At 68.9% G+C, this 18,976-nt stretch carries 22 protein-coding genes; 6 read left to right on the top strand and 16 right to left on the bottom strand.

The genetic code is table 11. From position 1 onward, the window contains the following. Positions 1–52: 52 nt before the first annotated feature. A complete protein-coding gene (locus tag AWC18_RS01290; RefSeq protein WP_085137170.1) occupies positions 53–1,522 on the top strand; it encodes a flavin-containing monooxygenase in 1,470 nt (489 codons plus the stop codon). 10 nt (positions 1,523–1,532) lie between these two features. On the opposite strand, the gene AWC18_RS01295 is transcribed toward AWC18_RS01290, so the two are convergent. The 11 genes from AWC18_RS01295 to AWC18_RS21575 form a co-directional block, all read right to left on the bottom strand. After that, the gene (locus AWC18_RS01295; RefSeq protein ID WP_085137172.1) at positions 1,533–2,264 is read right to left on the bottom strand and encodes a YggS family pyridoxal phosphate-dependent enzyme; all 732 of its coding nucleotides are present in this window, start codon (positions 2,262–2,264) and stop codon (positions 1,533–1,535) included. Between the two features lie 13 nt (positions 2,265–2,277). Next, a complete protein-coding gene (gene rraA / locus AWC18_RS01300) occupies positions 2,278–2,751 on the bottom strand; it encodes a ribonuclease E activity regulator RraA (protein WP_085137174.1) in 474 nt (157 codons plus the stop codon). A gap of 6 nt (positions 2,752–2,757) precedes the next feature. After that, positions 2,758–3,231: a hypothetical protein gene (locus AWC18_RS01305; protein ID WP_109559966.1), complete on the bottom strand. Its 474-nt coding sequence runs from the start codon at positions 3,229–3,231 to the stop codon at positions 2,758–2,760. Between the two features lie 104 nt (positions 3,232–3,335). Beyond that, a complete protein-coding gene (locus AWC18_RS01310) occupies positions 3,336–3,872 on the bottom strand; it encodes a copper resistance CopC family protein (RefSeq protein ID WP_420093293.1) in 537 nt (178 codons plus the stop codon). After that, positions 3,869–4,546, bottom strand: a complete 678-nt coding sequence (locus AWC18_RS01315) for a YcnI family protein (RefSeq protein ID WP_085137176.1) — start codon at positions 4,544–4,546, stop codon at positions 3,869–3,871. Before AWC18_RS01315 ends, AWC18_RS01310 begins: the two co-directional genes overlap by 4 nt. Then, entirely contained in the window at positions 4,543–5,202 is a 660-nt protein-coding gene (locus tag AWC18_RS01320) for a DUF6474 family protein (RefSeq protein WP_085137177.1), read from the bottom strand. Before AWC18_RS01320 ends, AWC18_RS01315 begins: the two co-directional genes overlap by 4 nt. Before the next feature lie 64 nt (positions 5,203–5,266). Beyond that, the gene (locus AWC18_RS01325; RefSeq protein ID WP_064999541.1) at positions 5,267–5,665 is read right to left on the bottom strand and encodes a helix-turn-helix transcriptional regulator; all 399 of its coding nucleotides are present in this window, start codon (positions 5,663–5,665) and stop codon (positions 5,267–5,269) included. A gap of 342 nt (positions 5,666–6,007) precedes the next feature. Then, on the bottom strand, positions 6,008–6,697 hold the full coding sequence (locus AWC18_RS01330) for a TMEM165/GDT1 family protein (protein WP_085137179.1): 690 nt from the start codon (positions 6,695–6,697) through the stop codon (positions 6,008–6,010). A gap of 122 nt (positions 6,698–6,819) precedes the next feature. Beyond that, a complete protein-coding gene (locus AWC18_RS01335; RefSeq protein WP_085137181.1) occupies positions 6,820–7,356 on the bottom strand; it encodes a peptidase in 537 nt (178 codons plus the stop codon). 263 nt (positions 7,357–7,619) lie between these two features. Next, positions 7,620–8,240 carry a superoxide dismutase gene (locus tag AWC18_RS01340; protein ID WP_064999535.1) on the bottom strand — a complete coding sequence of 207 codons (621 nt, stop codon included), beginning with the start codon at positions 8,238–8,240 and terminating at the stop codon, positions 7,620–7,622. A 209-nt stretch (positions 8,241–8,449) separates the two neighbouring features. Next, positions 8,450–8,602 carry a hypothetical protein gene (locus AWC18_RS21575; protein ID WP_165690710.1) on the bottom strand — a complete coding sequence of 51 codons (153 nt, stop codon included), beginning with the start codon at positions 8,600–8,602 and terminating at the stop codon, positions 8,450–8,452. Between the two features lie 889 nt (positions 8,603–9,491). On the opposite strand from AWC18_RS21575, the gene AWC18_RS01345 reads away from it, so the two are divergent. Both AWC18_RS01345 and AWC18_RS01350 read left to right on the top strand, forming a co-directional pair. Then, complete coding sequence (locus tag AWC18_RS01345) at positions 9,492–10,262, top strand: DUF4328 domain-containing protein (RefSeq protein ID WP_234806394.1); 771 nt, start codon at positions 9,492–9,494, stop codon at positions 10,260–10,262. 4 nt (positions 10,263–10,266) lie between these two features. Continuing rightward, positions 10,267–11,070, top strand: a complete 804-nt coding sequence (locus tag AWC18_RS01350; RefSeq protein ID WP_064999533.1) for a glycerophosphodiester phosphodiesterase — start codon at positions 10,267–10,269, stop codon at positions 11,068–11,070. A gap of 19 nt (positions 11,071–11,089) precedes the next feature. Here the strand turns inward: AWC18_RS01350 and AWC18_RS01355 are convergent, their stop codons facing one another. Beyond that, positions 11,090–11,626: a ferritin gene (locus AWC18_RS01355; RefSeq protein ID WP_064999532.1), complete on the bottom strand. Its 537-nt coding sequence runs from the start codon at positions 11,624–11,626 to the stop codon at positions 11,090–11,092. 124 nt (positions 11,627–11,750) lie between these two features. Further along, entirely contained in the window at positions 11,751–12,929 is a 1,179-nt protein-coding gene (locus AWC18_RS01360; RefSeq protein WP_085137186.1) for an LCP family protein, read from the bottom strand. 292 nt (positions 12,930–13,221) lie between these two features. Here AWC18_RS01360 and AWC18_RS22160 point away from each other — a divergent pair, with 292 nt between their 5' ends. Beyond that, a complete protein-coding gene (locus AWC18_RS22160) occupies positions 13,222–15,456 on the top strand; it encodes a cellulase family glycosylhydrolase (RefSeq protein ID WP_165757962.1) in 2,235 nt (744 codons plus the stop codon). A gap of 10 nt (positions 15,457–15,466) precedes the next feature. On the opposite strand, the gene AWC18_RS01370 is transcribed toward AWC18_RS22160, so the two are convergent. After that, positions 15,467–16,219: a CPBP family intramembrane glutamic endopeptidase gene (locus AWC18_RS01370; RefSeq protein WP_064996759.1), complete on the bottom strand. Its 753-nt coding sequence runs from the start codon at positions 16,217–16,219 to the stop codon at positions 15,467–15,469. Between the two features lie 38 nt (positions 16,220–16,257). Continuing rightward, entirely contained in the window at positions 16,258–17,082 is an 825-nt protein-coding gene (locus tag AWC18_RS01375) for a DUF2470 domain-containing protein (protein ID WP_064996758.1), read from the bottom strand. A gap of 135 nt (positions 17,083–17,217) precedes the next feature. Between AWC18_RS01375 and pheA the strand changes: the two genes are divergently transcribed. Next, positions 17,218–18,084 carry a prephenate dehydratase gene (gene pheA / locus AWC18_RS01380; protein ID WP_085137191.1) on the top strand — a complete coding sequence of 289 codons (867 nt, stop codon included), beginning with the start codon at positions 17,218–17,220 and terminating at the stop codon, positions 18,082–18,084. Then, the gene (locus AWC18_RS01385; RefSeq protein ID WP_085137193.1) at positions 18,081–18,773 is read left to right on the top strand and encodes a histidine phosphatase family protein; all 693 of its coding nucleotides are present in this window, start codon (positions 18,081–18,083) and stop codon (positions 18,771–18,773) included. The genes pheA and AWC18_RS01385 overlap by 4 nt, the downstream gene beginning before the upstream one ends. Here AWC18_RS01385 and AWC18_RS01390 read toward each other — a convergent pair whose 3' ends face one another. Further along, positions 18,774–18,962: a hypothetical protein gene (locus tag AWC18_RS01390; protein ID WP_085137195.1), complete on the bottom strand. Its 189-nt coding sequence runs from the start codon at positions 18,960–18,962 to the stop codon at positions 18,774–18,776. Positions 18,963–18,976 lie beyond the last annotated feature (14 nt).

Here is an 18,976-nt window from a genome sequence, read left to right on the forward strand (position 1 = left end):
ATTAATCAACATGGTGTTGACTGACTCAACACGCCGTTGATAGCCTGGCGTCATGACTGAACACCTCGATGTTGTGATCGTCGGCGCCGGCATCTCGGGTATCAGCGCGGCCTGGCATCTGCAGAACCGCTGCCCGAACAAGAGCTACGCCATCCTGGAAGGCCGGGACAGGCTCGGCGGCACCTGGGACCTGTTCAAGTACCCCGGCATCCGCTCGGACTCCGACATGTTCACCCTGGGCTTCCGGTTCAAGCCGTGGCGATCGGCGCAGGGGATCGCTCAGGGGCCCGACATCTGGAACTACATCAACGAGGCCGCCGTCGAGAACGGCATCGACAAGAAGATCCGCTATCGGCACCGGGTGGTATCGGCCGACTGGTCTGACGCCGACAACCGGTGGACGATCACGGTGGACAACAACGGCACCCAGGAGCAGATCACCGCGTCATTCGTGTTCGCCTGCAGCGGCTACTACAACTACGAAGAGGGCTACTCGCCGGAGTTCCCCGGCGCCGCGGACTTCGCCGGCACCATCGTGCACCCACAGCACTGGCCGGAGGACCTGGACTACGCCGGCAAGAAGATCGTGGTGATCGGCAGCGGCGCCACCGCGGTGACGCTGATCCCCGCGCTGGTCAACTCCGGCGCCGGGCACGTGACCATGTTGCAGCGCTCGCCCACCTACATCGGCGCGCTGCCCCTGGTCGACCCCGTCGCAGAGCGGACAAACCGATACCTGCCCGCCGGTGCGGCGCACTTCGTCAACCGCTGGAAGGCGATCGGCCTGAGCACCATCCAGTACCAGGTGTCGCGGAAATTCCCGAAGTTCATGCGCAACACGCTGATGACCATGGCCAAGCGCCGGCTGCCGGAGGGCTTCGATGTGCAGAAGCACTTCGGGCCGCGCTACAACCCGTGGGACGAGCGGTTGTGCCTGGCGCCCGACGGCGACCTGTTCAAGGTCATCCGCCGCGGTCAGGCGGACGTCGTCACCGACACGATCGACACGTTCACCAAGACCGGGATCCGGCTGAACTCCGGCCAGGAGCTCGACGCCGACATCATCATCACCGCGACCGGACTGAACATGCAGCTGCTGGGCGGCGCGACGCTGCTGCGCAACGGCGAGCCGATCGATCTGCCCAAGACGATGACCTACAAGGGCTTGATGTTCTCCGGCGTGCCCAACGCCGCGGTGACCTTCGGCTACACCAACGCGTCGTGGACGCTCAAGGCCGACCTGGTCTCGGAGTTCGTCTGCCGGGTGCTCAACTACATGGACGAGAAGGGTTTCGACAAGGTCGAGCCGCAGCACCCCGGCGCCGCGGTGAAGGAAGAACCGTTCATGGACTTCAGCCCCGGCTACTTCCGCCGCGCCATGGACAGCCTGCCGCGGTCCGGTTCGGAGGCCCCCTGGCGGCTCAAGCAGAACTATCTGCTGGATCTGCGGCTGATCCGGTACGGCAGGGTGGACGAGAAGTCGCTGAAGTTCAGCAAGCACCGGGCGACGGTGAGCGCCTAGCGGCGCTCTCCTAAGTCCGCTCGGGCCAGTAGTAGGAGTCGGGGTAGGTTCGGGACCCGAACAACGCGGTCCCGATCCGTACCTCGGTGGCGCCCTCGGCGATCGCCAGCGCGAAGTCGCCGCTCATGCCCATCGACAGCCGCGGCAGGTCATGGCCCTGTTCGGCCGCGGTGTCGCGTAGCTCGCGCAACCGGCGAAAACAGCCGCGGACGGTGTCGGGGTCATCGGTGTTGATGGCCAGCGTCATCAGACCGCGCACCCGCATGGTGGGGTAGCCGGCCAGCTCGTCGAGGAACGGCAGCAGCTGGTCGGGGTCCAGCCCATACTTGCTGGGTTCGTCAGAGGTCTTGACCTGCACCAGCACGTCGATGACGCGGTTCTCGGCGCGCAGGTGGCGATCCAGCGCCACGGCCAGTTTGGGCCGGTCCAAAGACTGCACCTCGGCGGCCAGCCGTGCCACCACGCCGGCCTTGTTCGTCTGCAGGTGCCCGATCATCACCCAGTCGATGCTCGGGTCGGCCTCCTGGCCGCCCAGAGCCAGCGCCTTGTCCTTGATCTCCTGGACCTTGTTCTCGCCGAACCGGTGCAGGCCGAGAGCGATGGCCTCTCGGATCACCTCGGGACCGAAGGTCTTGCTCACCGGCAGCACATCGACGTCCTCGGGCGAACGGCCCGCGGCGCGGCAGGCGTCGTCGACGCGTCCACGGAGCTGTTCCCAGCGCGCCCGCAGTGTGGCGTCCATCGGTGTGGACCCGCTATACGACGACGATGCCGTCGTCGTCGCTGTGGGCGACCGCACCGGGGACAAAGGCGACGCCGCCGAACTCGACGACGACATCGCGCTCACCCGCGCCGGTCTTGGTGCTCTTGCGGGGATTGGTGCCCAGGGCCTTGATGCCGATGTCGAGGGTGCGCAGGGTGGAGGCGTCGCGCACCGCGCCGTGCACGATCAGCCCTGCCCAGCCGTTGCTGCGGGCCAGCTCAGCGATGACGTCACCGACCAGTGCGGTGTGCAGTGAACCGCTGCCGTCGATCACCAGCACGCCACCGTCGCCCGGCTCGGAGAGCACCGACTTGAGCAGCGCGTTGTCCTGGAAGCAGCGCACGGTGCTGATCCGACCGGCGAATTCGGTACGGCCGCCGAACTGGCGGAACTGAACGTCGCAGCTACCTACGTCGGGCCCGATCTCATCGACCAGGTCGGCGGTGGGCCGAAAGCGTGCGGTCACCGCCGGTCAGCCTCGGCGCGCGCGACGCAGCCGGCGAAGCAGCAACAGTGCGAGCACACCGGCGATTCCGGCGGCCAGCAGCGGGCCGGGCGAGCGTCGCGCCGGGGACGCCGGCGTGCTCAGTGGGTTGTGGGCGGTCTCCACCGTGGTCTTCGCCTGTGCAGCCGTCTCTTTGGCGCCCTCAGCGAGCTGGCTCGACCCGTTGGTGTTGACTGCGGGTGGGGTGGGGATGGCCGGGGCCGGGGCCGCGGGGGCGCTCTTGGCGGGCGCCTTCTTCGCGGGTGCCTTCTTGGCGGCCTTGGCCGGTGCCTTCTTGGCGGCGGCCTTCTTCGCCGGTGCCTTCTTGGCGGGTGCCTTCTTCGCGGGCGCCTTCGGCGGTGTCACCGCCGGCGGGTCTGTTGGTGAGTCAGCTTCAGCCGGTGCAACCGGCTCGGGCGCAGCGGCGGCGTCGTGGTCGGGCTGGCCCTGCGGTTCGGTCATACAACAGCTCCTCTGGCGGGGTTCTGGTCACAGATCAACTCAGCGTCACATCGGCAACATGCCCATCATGCCAGCATCTGCCCGCGGTGACCGCCGGCCGAAAGTCAGGAGCGCGGCCGGTTGAACCACACACCGGCCCCGACGAGCACCACCGCGCCGGCTACGAAGGGCCAAATCGGCAGGTCGCCCTGGGGGTCGCTGTGGCGGAGCGGAACGGCGGGCGCCGCGTCGTCGCGGTCGGTGACCGCGGGGCCGGGCTCCCCGGTGCCGGCCACCGTCAGCTGAAACGGCCACGAACCGGACACCACATGCCCGTCGGCGGAGGTGACCCGATAGTGGACGGTGTAGGTACCGGCGGGCCCCAGCGGACGCACCGCGACACTGGCGACCGCGCCGTCCACCCGGGTGTCCCCCGTGGACCACAGGTGCCCGTCGGGCCCCACCACGGTCATCGCCGCGAAGTCGGACTGCAGCTGCTCGTTGAAGGTGGCGCTGACGCGCTCGGGGCCACGCGACAGTTCCGCGTCGCGCGGCGGGTCGGTCGACACCAGCACGGCGTGCGCGGCGGCCACCCCGGTGGCCGTCAACAGCATCCCCAGCAGGAACAGGCCGGCCAGCGCGCCGCGCAATGTCCGCCTCACGCCCGTCGCCTACCCAGGGCGATTGTGGCTGCCAGGGCGGCGAGGAGCAGTGCGGCCCCGCCGAGCAGCCGGGCGGCGTTGTCGCCGTGATGCTCGCCGGCCTCGGGCTCCGCCGCCGGCGCCGGGCCGGCAGAGACCGCAGGCTCCGGATGCTGGGCGTGGTGTTCGGTCGCCGCCGCCGGGCCAGTTCCCAGGGCCAGGGTGGGCACTGGGCGCTGCGCCTCGCCGCCGCCGGGTGGCGGGGTCTGGTCCCAGCGCACTTCGGTGCCGTCGGCGTACCGCTGAGCCGATGGGAAGCTCACGGTCTCGGCGTCGGGCAGTCGCATCGCGATCCGGAACAGCCCGAACTGGTCGGGGCCGATGCCGGCGCCGGCGTCGGCGGTCCAGGTCACCGAGCGCACCGCGCCGGACTTGGGGTCGCGGTCCAGGCGTGCCTTCCAACCGGGTTTGGTCTCGGTGCGAGCCGAGGCCACGTCGGGCAGCGTCACGGTGAGTTCTGTTGTGGCAGAACCGTTTGGGGACTCGTTGGGGACCTCAAAGGTGACCATCGCGACCCCGCCGCGCACCGCACCGGGGCTGCTGGCGTGCACATGCGCCCAGGCCGGCGCGGCACCGACCAAGGAAGCCGCGGTGATCGCCGCGGCCAGCGCCAGGGCGCGCATCCGGGCGCTCATGACGGCAGCCCCAGCCGGGCCATCAGATCGGCGTCGATCCCGTCGAGCTGGTAGCTGATCGAGGCGGCCGCCGCCCGGCGACGGTCTACCGGCATGGTCTCGATGGCGGTCACGGCCGTCGACAGGTCCGACAGCCGTTCGGTGATCGCGGCGACGAACTGCTTGGTCTCGGCATCTTTGGGCTTGCGCTCCTGCACCAGGCGCAGGGTCTTCTCTGCCCCGGCGATGCGCGCCGAGAGCTGGGCTCCGTTGCCGGAGAACTCGCCGAGGCGGGACAGCGGCACGCCGAGCCGGGCGGCTCGCTGCTCGTCGATCAGGCCGCGTACGGCCATCGCGGCGCGGTATGCCAGCGGTACCACGATCGGTGCCAGCATCCGGGTGACCACCAGTGTCCGACGGATGCGGGCGGGCGAGAGGATCCGGCCGTCACGGGCGGCCTTGAGCTGGCTTTCGGCGGCCTTGAGCGCGGCGCGGTCGCGGTTGCGGTCCGACCTGATCTGGGCCTTCAGTGCACGGGCCTCCGCGCGCTGGCCGGCCTTGAAGCGTTTCGCCTCGCCCTTGGCGGCCAGCCGCGCCTCAAGCTTGGCGCCGGCCTTCAGCGCCCGTGCTTCGGCACGCCGGGTCGCGCGGCTCTTGCGTTTTCTGAACAGGCCCATCGCGGCCGCCTCCCCGGTGTCTCGCTGGAACCGATCAAGCCACCCTAATCGCGGCGCCGGCGCCTCAGGCGCTGAGGTGCTCCTTGCGACGGAGCTCATCGATGTGGGCCAGGATGTCCTCCTGCGCCTCGGGGGAGAGCCCGACGACCTGGGTTGCGATGCGCCGTACCCCGGCGTCGCGGACGCTCTCCAGCCAGGACAGCTCGGCGTCGAGCTTGGCGTAGTACTCGTCGTCGGTGAAGAACGCCGGTTTGATCCGGAAGAAGTTGGCCAAAGCGTTCATGGTCGCGGTGGATGGGTTGGTGCGATTACCCGAGCGCAACTGCGAGAGGTACGGGGCCGACATGGTGACGCCCTCCGCTTTGAGTGCCGCGATTACCTCGGCGGACGTATGCGGTCCGCGGCCGGGTGGGTAGACCACATCGAAAAGACGATTTAAGCGGACCGCGAACGTCGCGCTCATCGATAGGACCTCCAAAGGGGGTAGGCAGGCGGCCGACGGGCGCACCACGACGGCGGATGCGGCAGCGCCCGATGATTTGCTGACATCGTAGCCATAGTTACTGACACAACCAAGGGTGTTTGGGTGGCGAATTCGATCTTGATGCACGAGATCGGGCGTGGTGCAGTTCATTCGGCTCGCCGTAGAGATCACTGTGGCCGGATTTCCCGGTGTACCAAGCACAATTGCGTCGGTCACGACGAACTGAGTGTTCCACCAACACCGGTCCGTTGGTCCTCGCTACCGGAAGGCACTCCGGCGAAGTGAAGTTTCCGCCGTGGGCTGAGTTGTCGCCGGGATTTGCTACCGAGTGGTGGAATCGTCTCCGGCGGTTTGCCGGGAACGGCGAAGCGATGCCCGCCAAAGCGCTGACCCCAACGCCACCGACGCCAATCCGGCGACCGCGATGATGGCCACCGGTCGCCAGCCGAGCGCCTCGTCGAAGAGAATCCACACGCCGCATCCGAGGAAGAGCAGCCCGGCCGCGGTGTGCAACAGATGCTCGGGCAACCGCCGGTGCAGCACCGTTCCGACCGCGATCGCGACAGCGTCGGCCAGCACCATGCCGGCCGTCGCGCCCAGCCATACTCCCAGCCAGTTACGGTCGCTGGCCAACGCGACGGTCGCCAGCATCGTCTTGTCCCCGAGTTCGGCCAACAGCACTGAGGACACCACCGCAAACAGGACGAATCGTGGCTCGCGGACCGCTGTGTCCCCAGGCGAGGTGCTGGCTCCCTCGCGCCAGGTCCACGCCGCGAAGCCGATGAAGGCGATACCGGCGACGGCCGCGATCGGCCGCGCGGGCAACGTCAGCCCGAGAAAGTGCCCCACCGTCACCGAGATGCCGTGGATGGCGAACGCGGCGATAGCCACCCCGCCCAGAACCACCCACCAGCGGTGCCGCAGCGCGTAGGTCATGGTGATCAGTTGGGACTTGTCACCGAGTTCGGCGAGGAAGACCACGCCCAGGCTGAGCAGCATGGCGGCAAGCATGCGGACGCCCTTTCGTCAGCTGCCGAGGCTAGTGACTCCCGGGTCCGGCCGCCAGCCGCCGCCAGATTTCGGCCAGCCGAAATCCACGATCCGGGGACGGGACAAATCGGGCCTGAATTGCTTTATGCAGCAAGCAGCATGGCCAAGACCGCGGTGTCTGGATGGCTGACCGGGTCCACGCCGACCCGGCTCACCATCGAGGTGACGGTGCCGTCGGATTCGGCTTCGACCCAGGCCGCCCGGTGCTCCAGGCCCAGGTAGGGAATCCCGGGCAGCAGTACACAGCCGGACGCGGCGCCTCGGCATTCGGGCAGCGAGGGAATGGTCTCCGACGGCGGGTGCAGCATCAGCAGCGCTGAGGGCTGGCGGCCGGCGAAGTACCCCGGGGAGATCGCCGATTCGCCGATGACGGTCCCTTCGGCCAGCAGAAATCCGACGGTGCCCGGACCCGCTTGGTCGGGGAGCTCCTCATGTGTGCCGAAAACCGTTGTGGTGGGCAGCAATCCGGGCATGGTCGCGACTCGGACGGTGATGCTGAGCAACTGCGCCCATTCTTTGGTGGAATCCGGCCAGCGGCCGAAGACCACGAATCCGTGCAGCTCGCCACGCGAGTGAAACGGGGCGACTTCGATCGCCCGACCTGACCCTGTTGTCTCCATCGCGCACCCTCCGCGATTGTATTGACCTACTGGCTGATTCGCGCTCGCATTTTCAGCGGGTGGGATATTGGCAGCATGCGGCAACCGCACCGCGGATTCAAGATGACACGGCGCGGTGGCCGGTAACGAAGCGGTGAATAAAGCCGGCGGTTCAGCGAGGCGCGACGGAGGAGAGGCGACGCTGGAACCGCCGTATGAAAGCCGGATAAAACAAGTGGGGCGCCACGCCAACGGCGCGACGCCCCACTTGGCCGACAGTGCGGCTAGAAGATCAGGCCCGAGGTCTTGGAGGTGGCGGCCGCGAAACGCGACTGCACATCGGCCCAGTTGACCACGTTCCAGAACGCCTTGACGTAGTCCGCCTTGACGTTCTTGTACTGCAGGTAGAAGGCGTGCTCCCACATGTCGACCTGCAGCAGCGGGATGATTCCCAGCGGCACGTTGGCCTGCTGGTCGTAGAGCTGGAAGGTCAGCAGCTTTCCGCCCAGGGTGTCGTAGCCGAGCACCGCCCAACCCGAACCCTGCAGGCCGTTGGCGGCCGCGGTGAACTGCGCGCGGAACTTGTCGAACGAGCCGAACGCGTCGTCGATGGCTGCGGCAAGCTCGCCCGTCGGCTTGTCGCCGCCGTTGGGGGACAGGTTCTTCCACCAGATCGAGTGGTTGACGTGCCCGCCGAGGTGGAACGCGAGGTTCTTCTCGTTCAAGAAGATCGCGCCGTGGTCGTCGTTGGCGCGCGCCTCGGCGAGCTTCTCCAGCGCGGTGTTGACGCCGGCCACGTAGGCGGCGTGGTGCTTGCTGTGGTGCAGTTCGTTGATCTGACCCGAGATGTGCGGCTCAAGGGCTCCGTAATCCCAGTCCAAGTCCGGCAAGGTGTAGTCGGCCACGGGGTTCCTTCCTTCGGTCAGTACTGATCCGGTGTCGATCACCGTTGATCATTGTCGACAGGCGTTGACGGTCTAGCGGCACCCCACTCCCAGCGCGGTCGCGGTGTGGTGGGGCCACCGGCAACCACACTGCTCCAACACCGAGGGGACCGCAACAACGGATCGAGTCGGCGCACGGCGTCAGCCGATCACAATCCGCGGGCGGGAGTTCAGGTCAGGACGAGCACAAGCAGGAAAGTCAGCAGCACCAGAGCGATCGCCCCGGCGCGCAGTGCTGCCAGCAGATAGGCGCGCTTGTAGGTGGATGAACCCGAATGCCAGCCCGACGCCGCCGCGAAAGGTCCGATCGACCGGGCGGTCATTCCGCTGCCCTCAACATCGCTGTGCCCCCAACTTCGCCGTGCGCCCACCCCCGTGAGGCGCATCACATCCGTTCTGTGACGGCGATCATAGCGCTTTGGTTCCCGCGTGGAAAAATTCCCCACGATAACCCGACTTACCTGCACGGATGCATTCCGGGGCCGGACGGCTGTCAAGCAGGGGGCGACAGCGGCTGCTTAGCCGATCAAGCGATTTCGCTCGACGCTGTTAGCCAGTTCGGGGCGACGACGCTGCGTTATCCACAACCGATGCGTCTGTCGGCATGTTACGAGCACATCACGGCCCGTGCGGCTGTCGATCGGTGTGTGGATAAACCTGTGGAAACTGTGGATAGCCGGTGGTAGCTGCCGGGTCCCGCGAGGGCCGCCGGAACGTTTTCGGCTCGGTGCGCCGAACGCCGTGGTCCGGCTGCGGTCGGTACCCCCACCGCCGACCGCGGTCGCCTCGGTACTGCTGGGCGCCGACCCGCCGCGGTCGGCTCCGCCGACCTTGCGGTCGCCTCGGTACTGCTGGGCGCCGACCCGCCGCGGTCGGCTCCGCCGACCTTGCGGTCGCCGCTAGGCTGGGGCGGTGATTCAGGTGTGTTCCCGCTGCAACACGCGGTGGAACGTGCACGACCGCCAGCGGTCCTGGTGTCCACGTTGCAACGGTGCGTTGTGGGCGCCGCTGACACCCCAGCAAGAGGCCGAGTTGCAGCGGACCCAACCCGGTCCCCCTGCACCGCCCGCCGCGCCGGGACAGGCGCCGCTGCGGCCGGGACTCGGTTACCGGTGGATCGCGGTGCGGCCCGGCCCCCCGCCTCCGCGGCCGCCCGCCCGGCGCCCGCTCGGGCCGACCCCGCGTTACACGGTGATGCCGCGGTGGACGCTGATGGGCGCTCCGAGTCGCAGTGCGGCACCGTCGAAGCGAGGGGAACGGCAGGCGCCGACGGCGCGCGCACTGGAGCGGACGCTCGCTGCCGCGATCGCCGCGCTGGGCGTCGCGGCCCTGGTGCACGTCTTGATCTACGTGCTGATGATCGTCAATCGCACCAAGCTGTTGAATCCCGTGATCGCCGGTGGCGCGGTATGGCTGGGCCGGCTGGCCGGGTTGGCCGCGATCGCGGCGGTGGTCACCTGCGCCGTGGTGCTGACCAGGTGGCTGCTGGCCCGGCGTGCGGCCGCCTTCGCTCGGTTGCATCAGTCCGAGACGCGCCCGGCGTGGGCGCTGTGGGCCGGGTGCCTGGTGCCGGTGGTCAACCTGGCCTGGGCGCCGGTGTTCGTCATCGAGTTGGCCCAGCGGGAGGGCCGGCTGGAGCGGCTGCGCAAACCCATCGTGGTGTGGTGGGCCGTCTGGGCGGCCAGCACTGCCGTCGCGGTCTTCGCCACCGCCACCAGTCGGGCTGATGGGGCTCAAGGCATTGCCAACAACATCGTGGCGACCGTGGTGGCTTACCTGCTGGGCCTGGCCGCAGTGGTGACGGCGACCCGGGTGGTCGAGGGATTCGAGCGCCGCTCTATGGGCCGGCCGGCTCACCACTGGGTGGTGGTGCCCGATGATCGTGCGGTGACGCCGCCACCTCCGGATGGCGAACCGACGCCGGAGCAGGTCGCGCCGGCGGCTCCGGCTCTTGAGCCCGACGGACGGGAACCGGCAGCGTAAGCCCATGACCCCGGCCGGTGATGTCGTCGCGGAACACCCTTTCGTGGTCGCACACCGGGGTGCGTCTGTCGACCGCCCGGAACACACCCTGGCCGCCTACGACTTGGCGCTGCAGGAGGGGGCGGACGGCGTCGAATGCGATGTGCGGCTGACCAGCGATGGGCACTTGGTCTGCGTGCACGATCGTCGGGTGGACCGGACCTCCAGCGGGGCCGGGGTGGTCAGCGAGATGACGTTGTCGCAGCTGCAACGTCTCGACTACGGTGCCTGGCACCGTAACGGGCAGGCCGGCTCCGACATCGGCGACACCGGACTGCTCACCCTCGATGCGCTGGTGGCGCTGGTACTGGACTGGCATCGGCCGGTGAAGATCTTCATCGAGACCAAGCATCCGGTGCGCTACGGCGCAATGGTCGAGCGTGAAGTGCTCGCCCTGTTGCACCGATTCGGGCTCGCCGCGCCGGCGTCGGCCGCCCGGTCGCGTGCGGTGGTGATGTCGTTCTCGGCGGCGGCGGTGTGGCGGATCCGCCGGGCCGCGCCGCTGCTGCCCACCGTCCTGCTCGGCTCCGGCGCCCGCTATCTGGGCGGCGGCGCGGCGACGACGGTCGGTGCCACCGCGATCGGTCCGTCCATCGAGACCTTGCGCGAACACCCGGAGTTGGTGGACCAGGCGGCCGCGCGCGGCCGTGCGTTGTACTGCTGGACCGTCGACCGCCACGAGGACGTCGACTTCTGCAGGGATGTCGGGGTCGCGTGGGTCGCGACCAATCAGCCCGCCCGAACCAAGGCGCGGTTACGGGCGGGCTGATCCCGCGGGGGAGCGAGGCTTACCCGCCGGCCGCTCGCGGCGCGCCGGCTTCTTGACCCACCGTGATCTCGCGCGCGATGAAGTTCTCCAGCTCGAACAGGTTGTGCCCGGCGCGGTCGGCGACCCGGAGCAGTCGGGTCATCACGGCCACCTCCTCGATCTGTTCGCGCAGGAACCACTGCATGAACTGTTCGCCGAGGTGGTCGCCCTCGTCGCGCGCGGCGCTGGTGAGCCGGCTGATCTGCTCGGTGACGGTGCGTTCCTGGTCCAGGGTCAGCGCCAGCGCATCCCGCGGAGCGTCGAAGTGGTTGCGCACGGCGTCCACACCGGGAATCTCGACGCGGATGCCGCGGTCGAGCAGGTACTGCACCATCATCATCGCGTGGCTGCGTTCCTCGACGGCCTGCGCGTAAAAGAACTTCGCCAATTGCGGTAATTCTTCGCCGTCGAAATAAACCGCGACAGCGACGTATTGCTGCGCAGCGGTGAATTCGTGGTAGATCTGCTCTTGAAGCAGCGCGTGGAATTTCGTCTTGTGGCTGTCGTTCTCGATCATGACCGCGATGCTACCCCTGGTCAGCAGGGGTTTGCATCCAAGGAGAACCTTACTCAGGCGAGCATTGCCTAAGTAAAGATAGGATATGCAAAATTGCGCAATCGGGCGGTAAATTAGGCGTTACTCAATTAACCGACCCTATCGGTGGTGGCGTATCGCGACGCAGGGCGTCGAATAACTCGGTGGCCTCGGCATCGTTCCATACCACCGCGTCGCCGACCTCGGTCCAGACGAACTCGCCGATCGGCACGGTCAGCATGGTGGTGGTGCCGTGCAGCGCCCAGCCCAACGCCGCCAGGTCCAGCACGCCGGAGCCGTTGTCCACAGTGATCGCGCGTGCGGCGGTGTGCGGCACGGTGTACCAGCGCACCGGATTGAGCCAGGCGGCCGGTTCGGTGATGCGGGCCAGCAGCGCCGAGAGAAACAGTCGCTGGTGGTCCATCCGATCCAGGTCGGCACGTGGGGTGGCCCGGCTGCGCACGTAGCCCAGCGCGGCCGCGCCGGCCAGCTTCTGGCAGCCGGCCGGCAGACTGAGCCCGGCCAGTGGGTCCTCGATCGGCTCGTCGGGGCATAAGGTGACGCCGCCGAGCGCGTCGACGAGGGTGGCGAATCCGCCGAACCCGATCTCGAGGTAATGGTCCAGCCGCAGTCCGGTGGCCTGCTCCACCGTGCGGGTCAGCAGCGCAGCGCCGCCGAGGGTGAACGCGGCGTTGATCTTGTCTGCGCCGTAGCCGGGGATCGTGACGTAGGAGTCGCGCGGCAGGGAGATCACCGTGGCCGGTGACTGCGATCCCCGTGTGGGCAGGTGGACGACCAGCATGGTGTCGGTGCGTCCGTTGCCGATGTTTCCGCCGGTGTTCAGCTGCTGTTGCTCTTCGGGGGTGAGATCGGCGCGGCTGTCCGAACCGACCAGCAGCCACGTCGTGCCGCGGCCCGGTTCCGGGCGCTGCGGGTAATCGGAGAATGCCGCGGTCCGCTGCAGCGCGGTGTCGAACCAGGCGGCTGCACCCACCAGCGTGGCGCTGCCGAGCAACACCGCCAGCAGGGCCAGCACCACCAGCCGGCGCGGCCAGGAGCGTCGCCGCCGCGCGACAGGAGGTCGCGTCGCCGCCGGGCGAGGCGGTGGAGACGGCGGAGGCGGGGAGTAGGCGCGCGGGGCCGGGTGGGGGGCCGGTCGCCGGACGACCCGCTGCGGCGCCGGCGAGACCGGCCGGCCGTGGGGGTCGCGGTACAACATCGGCGGCGGCTCGCGACGCGGCGGTTCCAGGTGCCAGGGCCGGCTCGGCCCGCGCTCGCCGTTCACCCGCCCAATCTACGTATCCAGCGCCATCGGGGCGATCTTCAGTGGTCAGCCCGGTGGCGTGCTGGACGCGGCACGTCCGCGGGCATTCAGCCACGCCGGGCCTCTCAGCCTTTATTAGTAATCTTCCGAAGAGATCGTTATCTTGGCCCACGTCCGTCGCCCGCCGCGACCATGAAGAGAGGCCTACCGACAGATGACTCGTCAGTGCAGCACAAAGCGCAATCGCCGGGTTGTCGGGCTGGGTGCGGCGGTCGGGGCGTCTCTGACGCTCGCAGTGCTGCCCGGTGCGTCGATGCCGGTGGCGACTGCCGAGGGTTTCGAGGTCTTCGATCAGGTGTTGGCGCCGTTCATCGACACCGCGTCCGGCGGCCTGGACTGGGATGCGGTGTTCAGTCCGGCAGCCTGGGAGGCGTTCGCCGCGAACTGGGATGGAATGTGGGCCGGTTCGGCAGCTGCGTCCTCGAACCTGGACAGCCTGCTGTACCCCGACGTCGCGGGGCTGATTCAGAACTGGGTCTACACCCCGCTGTACTCCGGTATCGACTGGCTGGTCGGCAACCCGGTGCTGGCACCGGTCATCGATGTCTACAACCAGATCAGCGAGGGCCTGGGTCTGGGCCTGATGATCGGTGACGGCGCAGACGGCACGGCAGAGGATGCCGCCGGTGGCGCGGGCGGCTGGCTGTTCGGTGACGGCGGGGCCGGCTGGGACAGCACCGAGGTCGGTGGGTCCGGTGGGGCCGGGGGAGCGGCCGGGTTCTTCGGCAATGGTGGTGCCGGTGGCGACGGCGGCGAAGGCGGCAGCGGTGGGGCCGGCGGAGTCGGTGGGTGGTTCATGGGCATCGGTGGCGCCGGCGGAGCCGGTGGGGACGGTGTCTACGGCGGAGTGGGCGGAGCCGGCGGCGATGGCCGCGGGTGGCTGCTGGGTGTCGGCGGTGCCGGCGGCGACGGCGGCGACGGCAGCCACCTCGGCGGCAACGGCGGTGACGGCGGCAACGGATCGAGGTGGTTCGGCGGCGGCGGTGACGGTGGCGACGGCGGTGACGGCGCCTATCTGGGCCCGGGAGATCTGCCCGCACTGGGCGGGGCGGGGGGTCTGGCCGGCTCGCTGGGCACCCACGGCGCGGTGGGCACTTTCGGCGTGCTGGACGGAGCTCCGGTGAAGGCCTTGCCCGAACTGCACACGGCCGGCAACTGGATCGTCGACCAGGACGGCCGGGTGGTGATCCTGCAGGGCGTCAACCAGGTGTACAAGTCGGCGCCGTTCTCACCCGGCGGCAACGGCTTCGACGATGACGATGCGGCGTTCCTGGCCGCCAACGGCTTCACCGCGGTGCGGCTGGGCCTGTACTGGGACCAGATCGAACCGCAGCCCGGCGTGTACAACTGGGCCTATCTGGAATCGGTCAAGGGGACCATTGAGACGCTGAGGGCGCACGGCATCGTCAGCATCCTCGACATGCACCAGGACCTCTACGGCGCGGAAGTCGGGGGGCATGGCGCGCCGGACTGGGCCACGCTGTTCAACGCGGCAGACAATGACCCCACCCAGCCTTTCCCGTTCGCCTACGCCCTCAACCCGGCGCAGAACCAAGCCTGGGATGCGTTCTGGTCCAACGAGAAGGTGGACGGAATCGGGCTGCAGAACTACTACGCCAGGATGTGGCAGACGGTCGCCGACTACTTCGGCGGCACGCCCGGTGTGGCCGGCTACGAGATCATGAACGAGCCGTGGACCGGCTCGCCGTGGCTGGCCAGCCTGCTGGGCAACCCGCACTTCGACCGCGAGACCCTGAACCCGTTCTACGAGCAGGTGACCTCGGCGATCCGGTCGGTCGATCCGAAGACCACGGTGTACTACGAGCCGAACGTGTTGTTCGGCAACGTCACTGCCCTGACCAACCTGCGCCCGGTGGACGACGACAACGCTGTGTTCGCCTTCCACGACTACTGCATCTTCGACGCCCTGGGCACCGGCAGCGCCGCCGGCTGCTCGCTGTGGGACGGAATGATGATGGAAGGCGCGCAGCGCTTCGTCGACCGCTACGACGTCCCGGCGGTGGTCACCGAGTTCGGTGCGACCTCCAACACCGACACCATCACCAGCCAGCTGAACTCCATCGATCCGCACAAGTTCGGCTGGCTGTACTGGGGCTACACCAATGAGGCGGGCTCGTTGGTGCACAACACCAACCTGCCGCCGACCGGCGACAACGTCAGCCAGGCCATCCTGTCGACGCTGGCCCAGCCCTACCCGCAGGTGATCGCCGGAATTCCGAACAGCTGGTCGTTCGCCAACGGGGTCTTCTCGTTCAGTTACTCCACGACGACGGCTGAGGGCGCCGGCGTCTTCGATCCGGGATCGCAGACCCGGATCTCGATCCCGGACGTGCAGTTCCCGAACGGCTACCAGGTGAGCGTCACCGGCGGCGAAGTCGTCTCGGCGGACAATGCTTCGGTGCTGGTCATCGAATCCGGCGCCGGCGCCCACACCATCTCCGTCACGGTGACGCGCGTCGCGGGCTGAGCCCCCGCGGTCAGCGCAGCCAGCCGAGCCTGTCGGCGAACATCGCGTATCCGACGAACGCCACGGTGTCGATCACGGCGTGCGCCAGGATCAGCGGCCACAGTCGTCCGCTGCGCTGCCAGGTGTAGCCGAACACCAGGCCCATGGCGATGTTGCCCAGCCCGGCACCGAATCCCTGATAGAGGTGGTAGGTGCCGCGGAGGAGGGCAGAACAGGCCAGCGCCACCCAGGGCGACACCCGCAGCTGCTTCAGCCGGGTCAGCAGGTAGCCGACCACGATCACTTCCTCGGCGAAGGCGTTGGCGAACGCGATCACGATCAGTATCGGGGCGCGCCACCAGGTGTCGTTGATCGCCGCGGGAATCACGTCGGCGTTGAGGCCCAAGGTTCGTGCCAGCAGGTACAGGCCCAGGCCGGGCAGCCCGATCAGGGCGGCCAGCCCGAGTGCGCCGGCCACGTCGCCGCGGCGGGGCCACCCGCCGACTCCGATGCGGCCGGGTCCGATTCCGCTGCGCCACAGCAGGTACAGCGCCAGTGCGCCCCAGGCGATCAGTTGCACCGCCCAGGCGGCGTTGAGCCCCAGGTCGATCAGGTCGAAATAGGACCGGCGAGGGTTGAGGGGGATCTGCTGGGTGCGCAGGTCACGCAGCACCGCATCGGCGAGCTGCAGAATCGCGGTGACCGCACTGAGGCCGTAGGTGATCGCCAGGACCAGGACGATCTCCACGCGCAGTGCACGTCGCGGGGTCTGGAGCTCGGACACCTCGCCACGGTAGCTGCTGGAACTACGGCGTCGACCTGCTACTGCGCCTGACGCCGGGCCTGCAGCCCGTTGAGAAACGGGCAGCCCAGCAGCGCGCGAACCGCGCGGTTCAGGCTCAGCACATCCTCGACCGGCCGCGGGAAACTCAGCCGAACGTCGCGGTCCCCCTCGGGGGCCTCCACCCGCAGCCACATGCCGTAGCGGTCCACGGCCAGCGGGCGCGCCGGGCCGCGACGCAGCTGCGGCGGCAGTTTTGCGGCGGCGAGTCGGGCCACCATGTCCGAATGCGCCGAGTCCAGGTGCTGCAGCCAGTGCGCCTCGATGGCACAGAACGGGTCGGGGCGGGCAGCCAGCAGCTCATGCACGTCGACCGACTCGGCTCCGGTGGCGTCGGCCAGCACCGCCGACTCGGGTGTCAACCGAAGCAGTGCGTAGTCGATGTCGGAATCGTTGGCGCCGACGTGACGGGAGCACGACACCGAGCGCGGTGAAACAACCTGGAGCAGAGCCGGATTGGGATCGACCGCCGCGATCTGGTCGAGCAGCACGGAGATCTCACGGTCGGGCACCGGGCGCAGCACACCCCGGATCCACGCCAGCGCGCGCACTCGCTCGCGCAGCCGCAACGGTGCGTGATCGGTCAACTCGATCATGGCCTGCACGGAGTCGGCCGCGGCCTGCGCGACCGGATTCTCGACCGGGACGGCGACCACCACGGATCCGTCGACCAGGTGGCACACCGGTGCGTGCACCGGTGTGGCGTCGGCGGCGTCGGCGATCGCCACCAAGGCCTGGCCGCGGATGCAGGCGCTGCGAATGCGCTCGGCGGACGTCGGGACGGTTGCTGCGGTAGCTGTGGCCATCGATCACCTTTCGAAGTGAGGTAAGGCTAACTTAATTAATGACCGCGAGGGGCGCAACAGGAAATGCGGAATCGCCGCAGCGGCGCCACGCCGCCGGTGAGCGCGCCGGCGGGCTGCGGCCGATAGGGTTGTCCGGTGACCCGCATCAGCTATCTCGGCCCGGCGGGGACCTTCGCCGAAGCGGCGCTGCTCGCGTTGACCGGCGCCGGACGGGTTCCCGACGCCGACCTCGAACCGGTGCCGGCCGAGAGCACGCCGGCGGCTCTCGAGGCGGTGCGCTCCGGCGCCGCCGACTACGCGTGCGTGCCGATTGAGAACTCGATCGAGGGCGGCGTGACGCCCACCCTGGACGGGCTCGCGGTGGGCACGCCGTTGCAGATATTCGCCGAGATCACCCTCGACGTCTCGTTTTCGATCGTCGTCGCGCCGGGTCGCGGTGAGGCGGACATTCGCACGGTGGCCGCCCACCCGGTGGCGGGCGCGCAGGTGCGGCGCTGGCTGGCCGAGCATCTGCCAGGTGCCCAGACCGTGCCGGCCAACTCCAATGCCGCTGCGGCGCAACAGGTCTATGACGGCGAGGTGGACGCCGGGGTGAGCACCGCGCTGGCCGCCCAGCAGCGTGGGCTGGTTTCCCTGGCCGAGGGTGTCATCGACGAACCCAATGCGCGGACGCGCTTCGTGCTGGTGGGCAACCCGGCGCAGCCGCCGGTGCGCACCGGCGCCGACCGGACATCGGTGGTGCTGCGCCTGGACAACGCGCCCGGAGCCCTGGCGGCTGCCCTGACCGAATTCGGAAGTCGCGGTATCGATCTGACACGCATCGAGTCGCGGCCGACCCGCACCGAGCTGGGCACCTATCTGTTCTTCCTGGACTGCGTCGGACACATCGAGGACGAGGCGGTCGCCGAGGCGCTGCAGGCACTGCGCCGCAGCTGCGCCGACGTCCGCTACCTGGGCTCCTGGCCCATCGCGTCGCCGCGCCGATCCGGAGTGGTGTCATGAGCGGGCGACTGGTGCTGCTGCGCCACGGCCAGTCCTACGGCAACGTCGAGCGCCGACTCGACACCCGCCCGCCCGGAACGGAACTGACCCCGCTGGGCCGCGAACAGGCCAGGAATTTCGCCGCAGAGGGCAGACACCGCCCGATGCTGGTCGCCCATTCGGTGGCCACCCGCGCGGTGCAGACCGCCGCCGAGATCAGCGGCCGACTGGGCGGCGTGACCGCCCGCGCCCTGGAAGGCATTCACGAGGTGCAGGCCGGCGAGCTGGAGAACCGCACCGACGACGACGCGATCGCCGAGTTCAACGCGATCTATCAACGCTGGCACTCCGGCGAGACCGGCCTCGCACTGCCCGGCGGCGAGTCGGCCGAACAGGTGCTCGACCGCTACCTGCCGGTCGTCACCGACCTGCGGCTGCGCTACCTCGACGATGAGGATTGGACCGGGGACATCGTCGTGGTCAGCCACGGCGCGGCGATCCGCCTGGCGGCGGCGACGCTGGCGGGGGTGGATGCCGGCTTCGTCCTGGACAACCATCTGGAGAACGCCACCGCCGTGGTGCTGGCCCCCATCACCGACGGCCGGTGGAGCTGTGTGCAGTGGGGCTCGCTGACGCCCCCGTTTTGTCCCGAACCGAACCCGGACCCGGTCGGCGACGCGTTGCGGTCCGACACCGACCCGATGGGTTAGCTACACCGCCTGCGCGTACACCCGGGCGCAGTGGCAGCCGACCGCCTCGCAGTCCAAGGCGAACGGATGCGGCAGCACCTGGCCGGGGCAGCCGTCCTCGGTGCACTCCGCGGCCTGATGAACATGGTGGATGAGTGTCCCGTGGCAGTGCTCCAGCTCCGCCCGGCAGTCTCGGCAGTGGTCATCCATGGGTCGTTCATAGC

Source organism: Mycolicibacter nonchromogenicus (genome assembly GCF_002101775.1).
Taxonomy (GTDB): Bacteria; Actinomycetota; Actinomycetes; order Mycobacteriales; family Mycobacteriaceae; genus Mycobacterium; species Mycobacterium nonchromogenicum.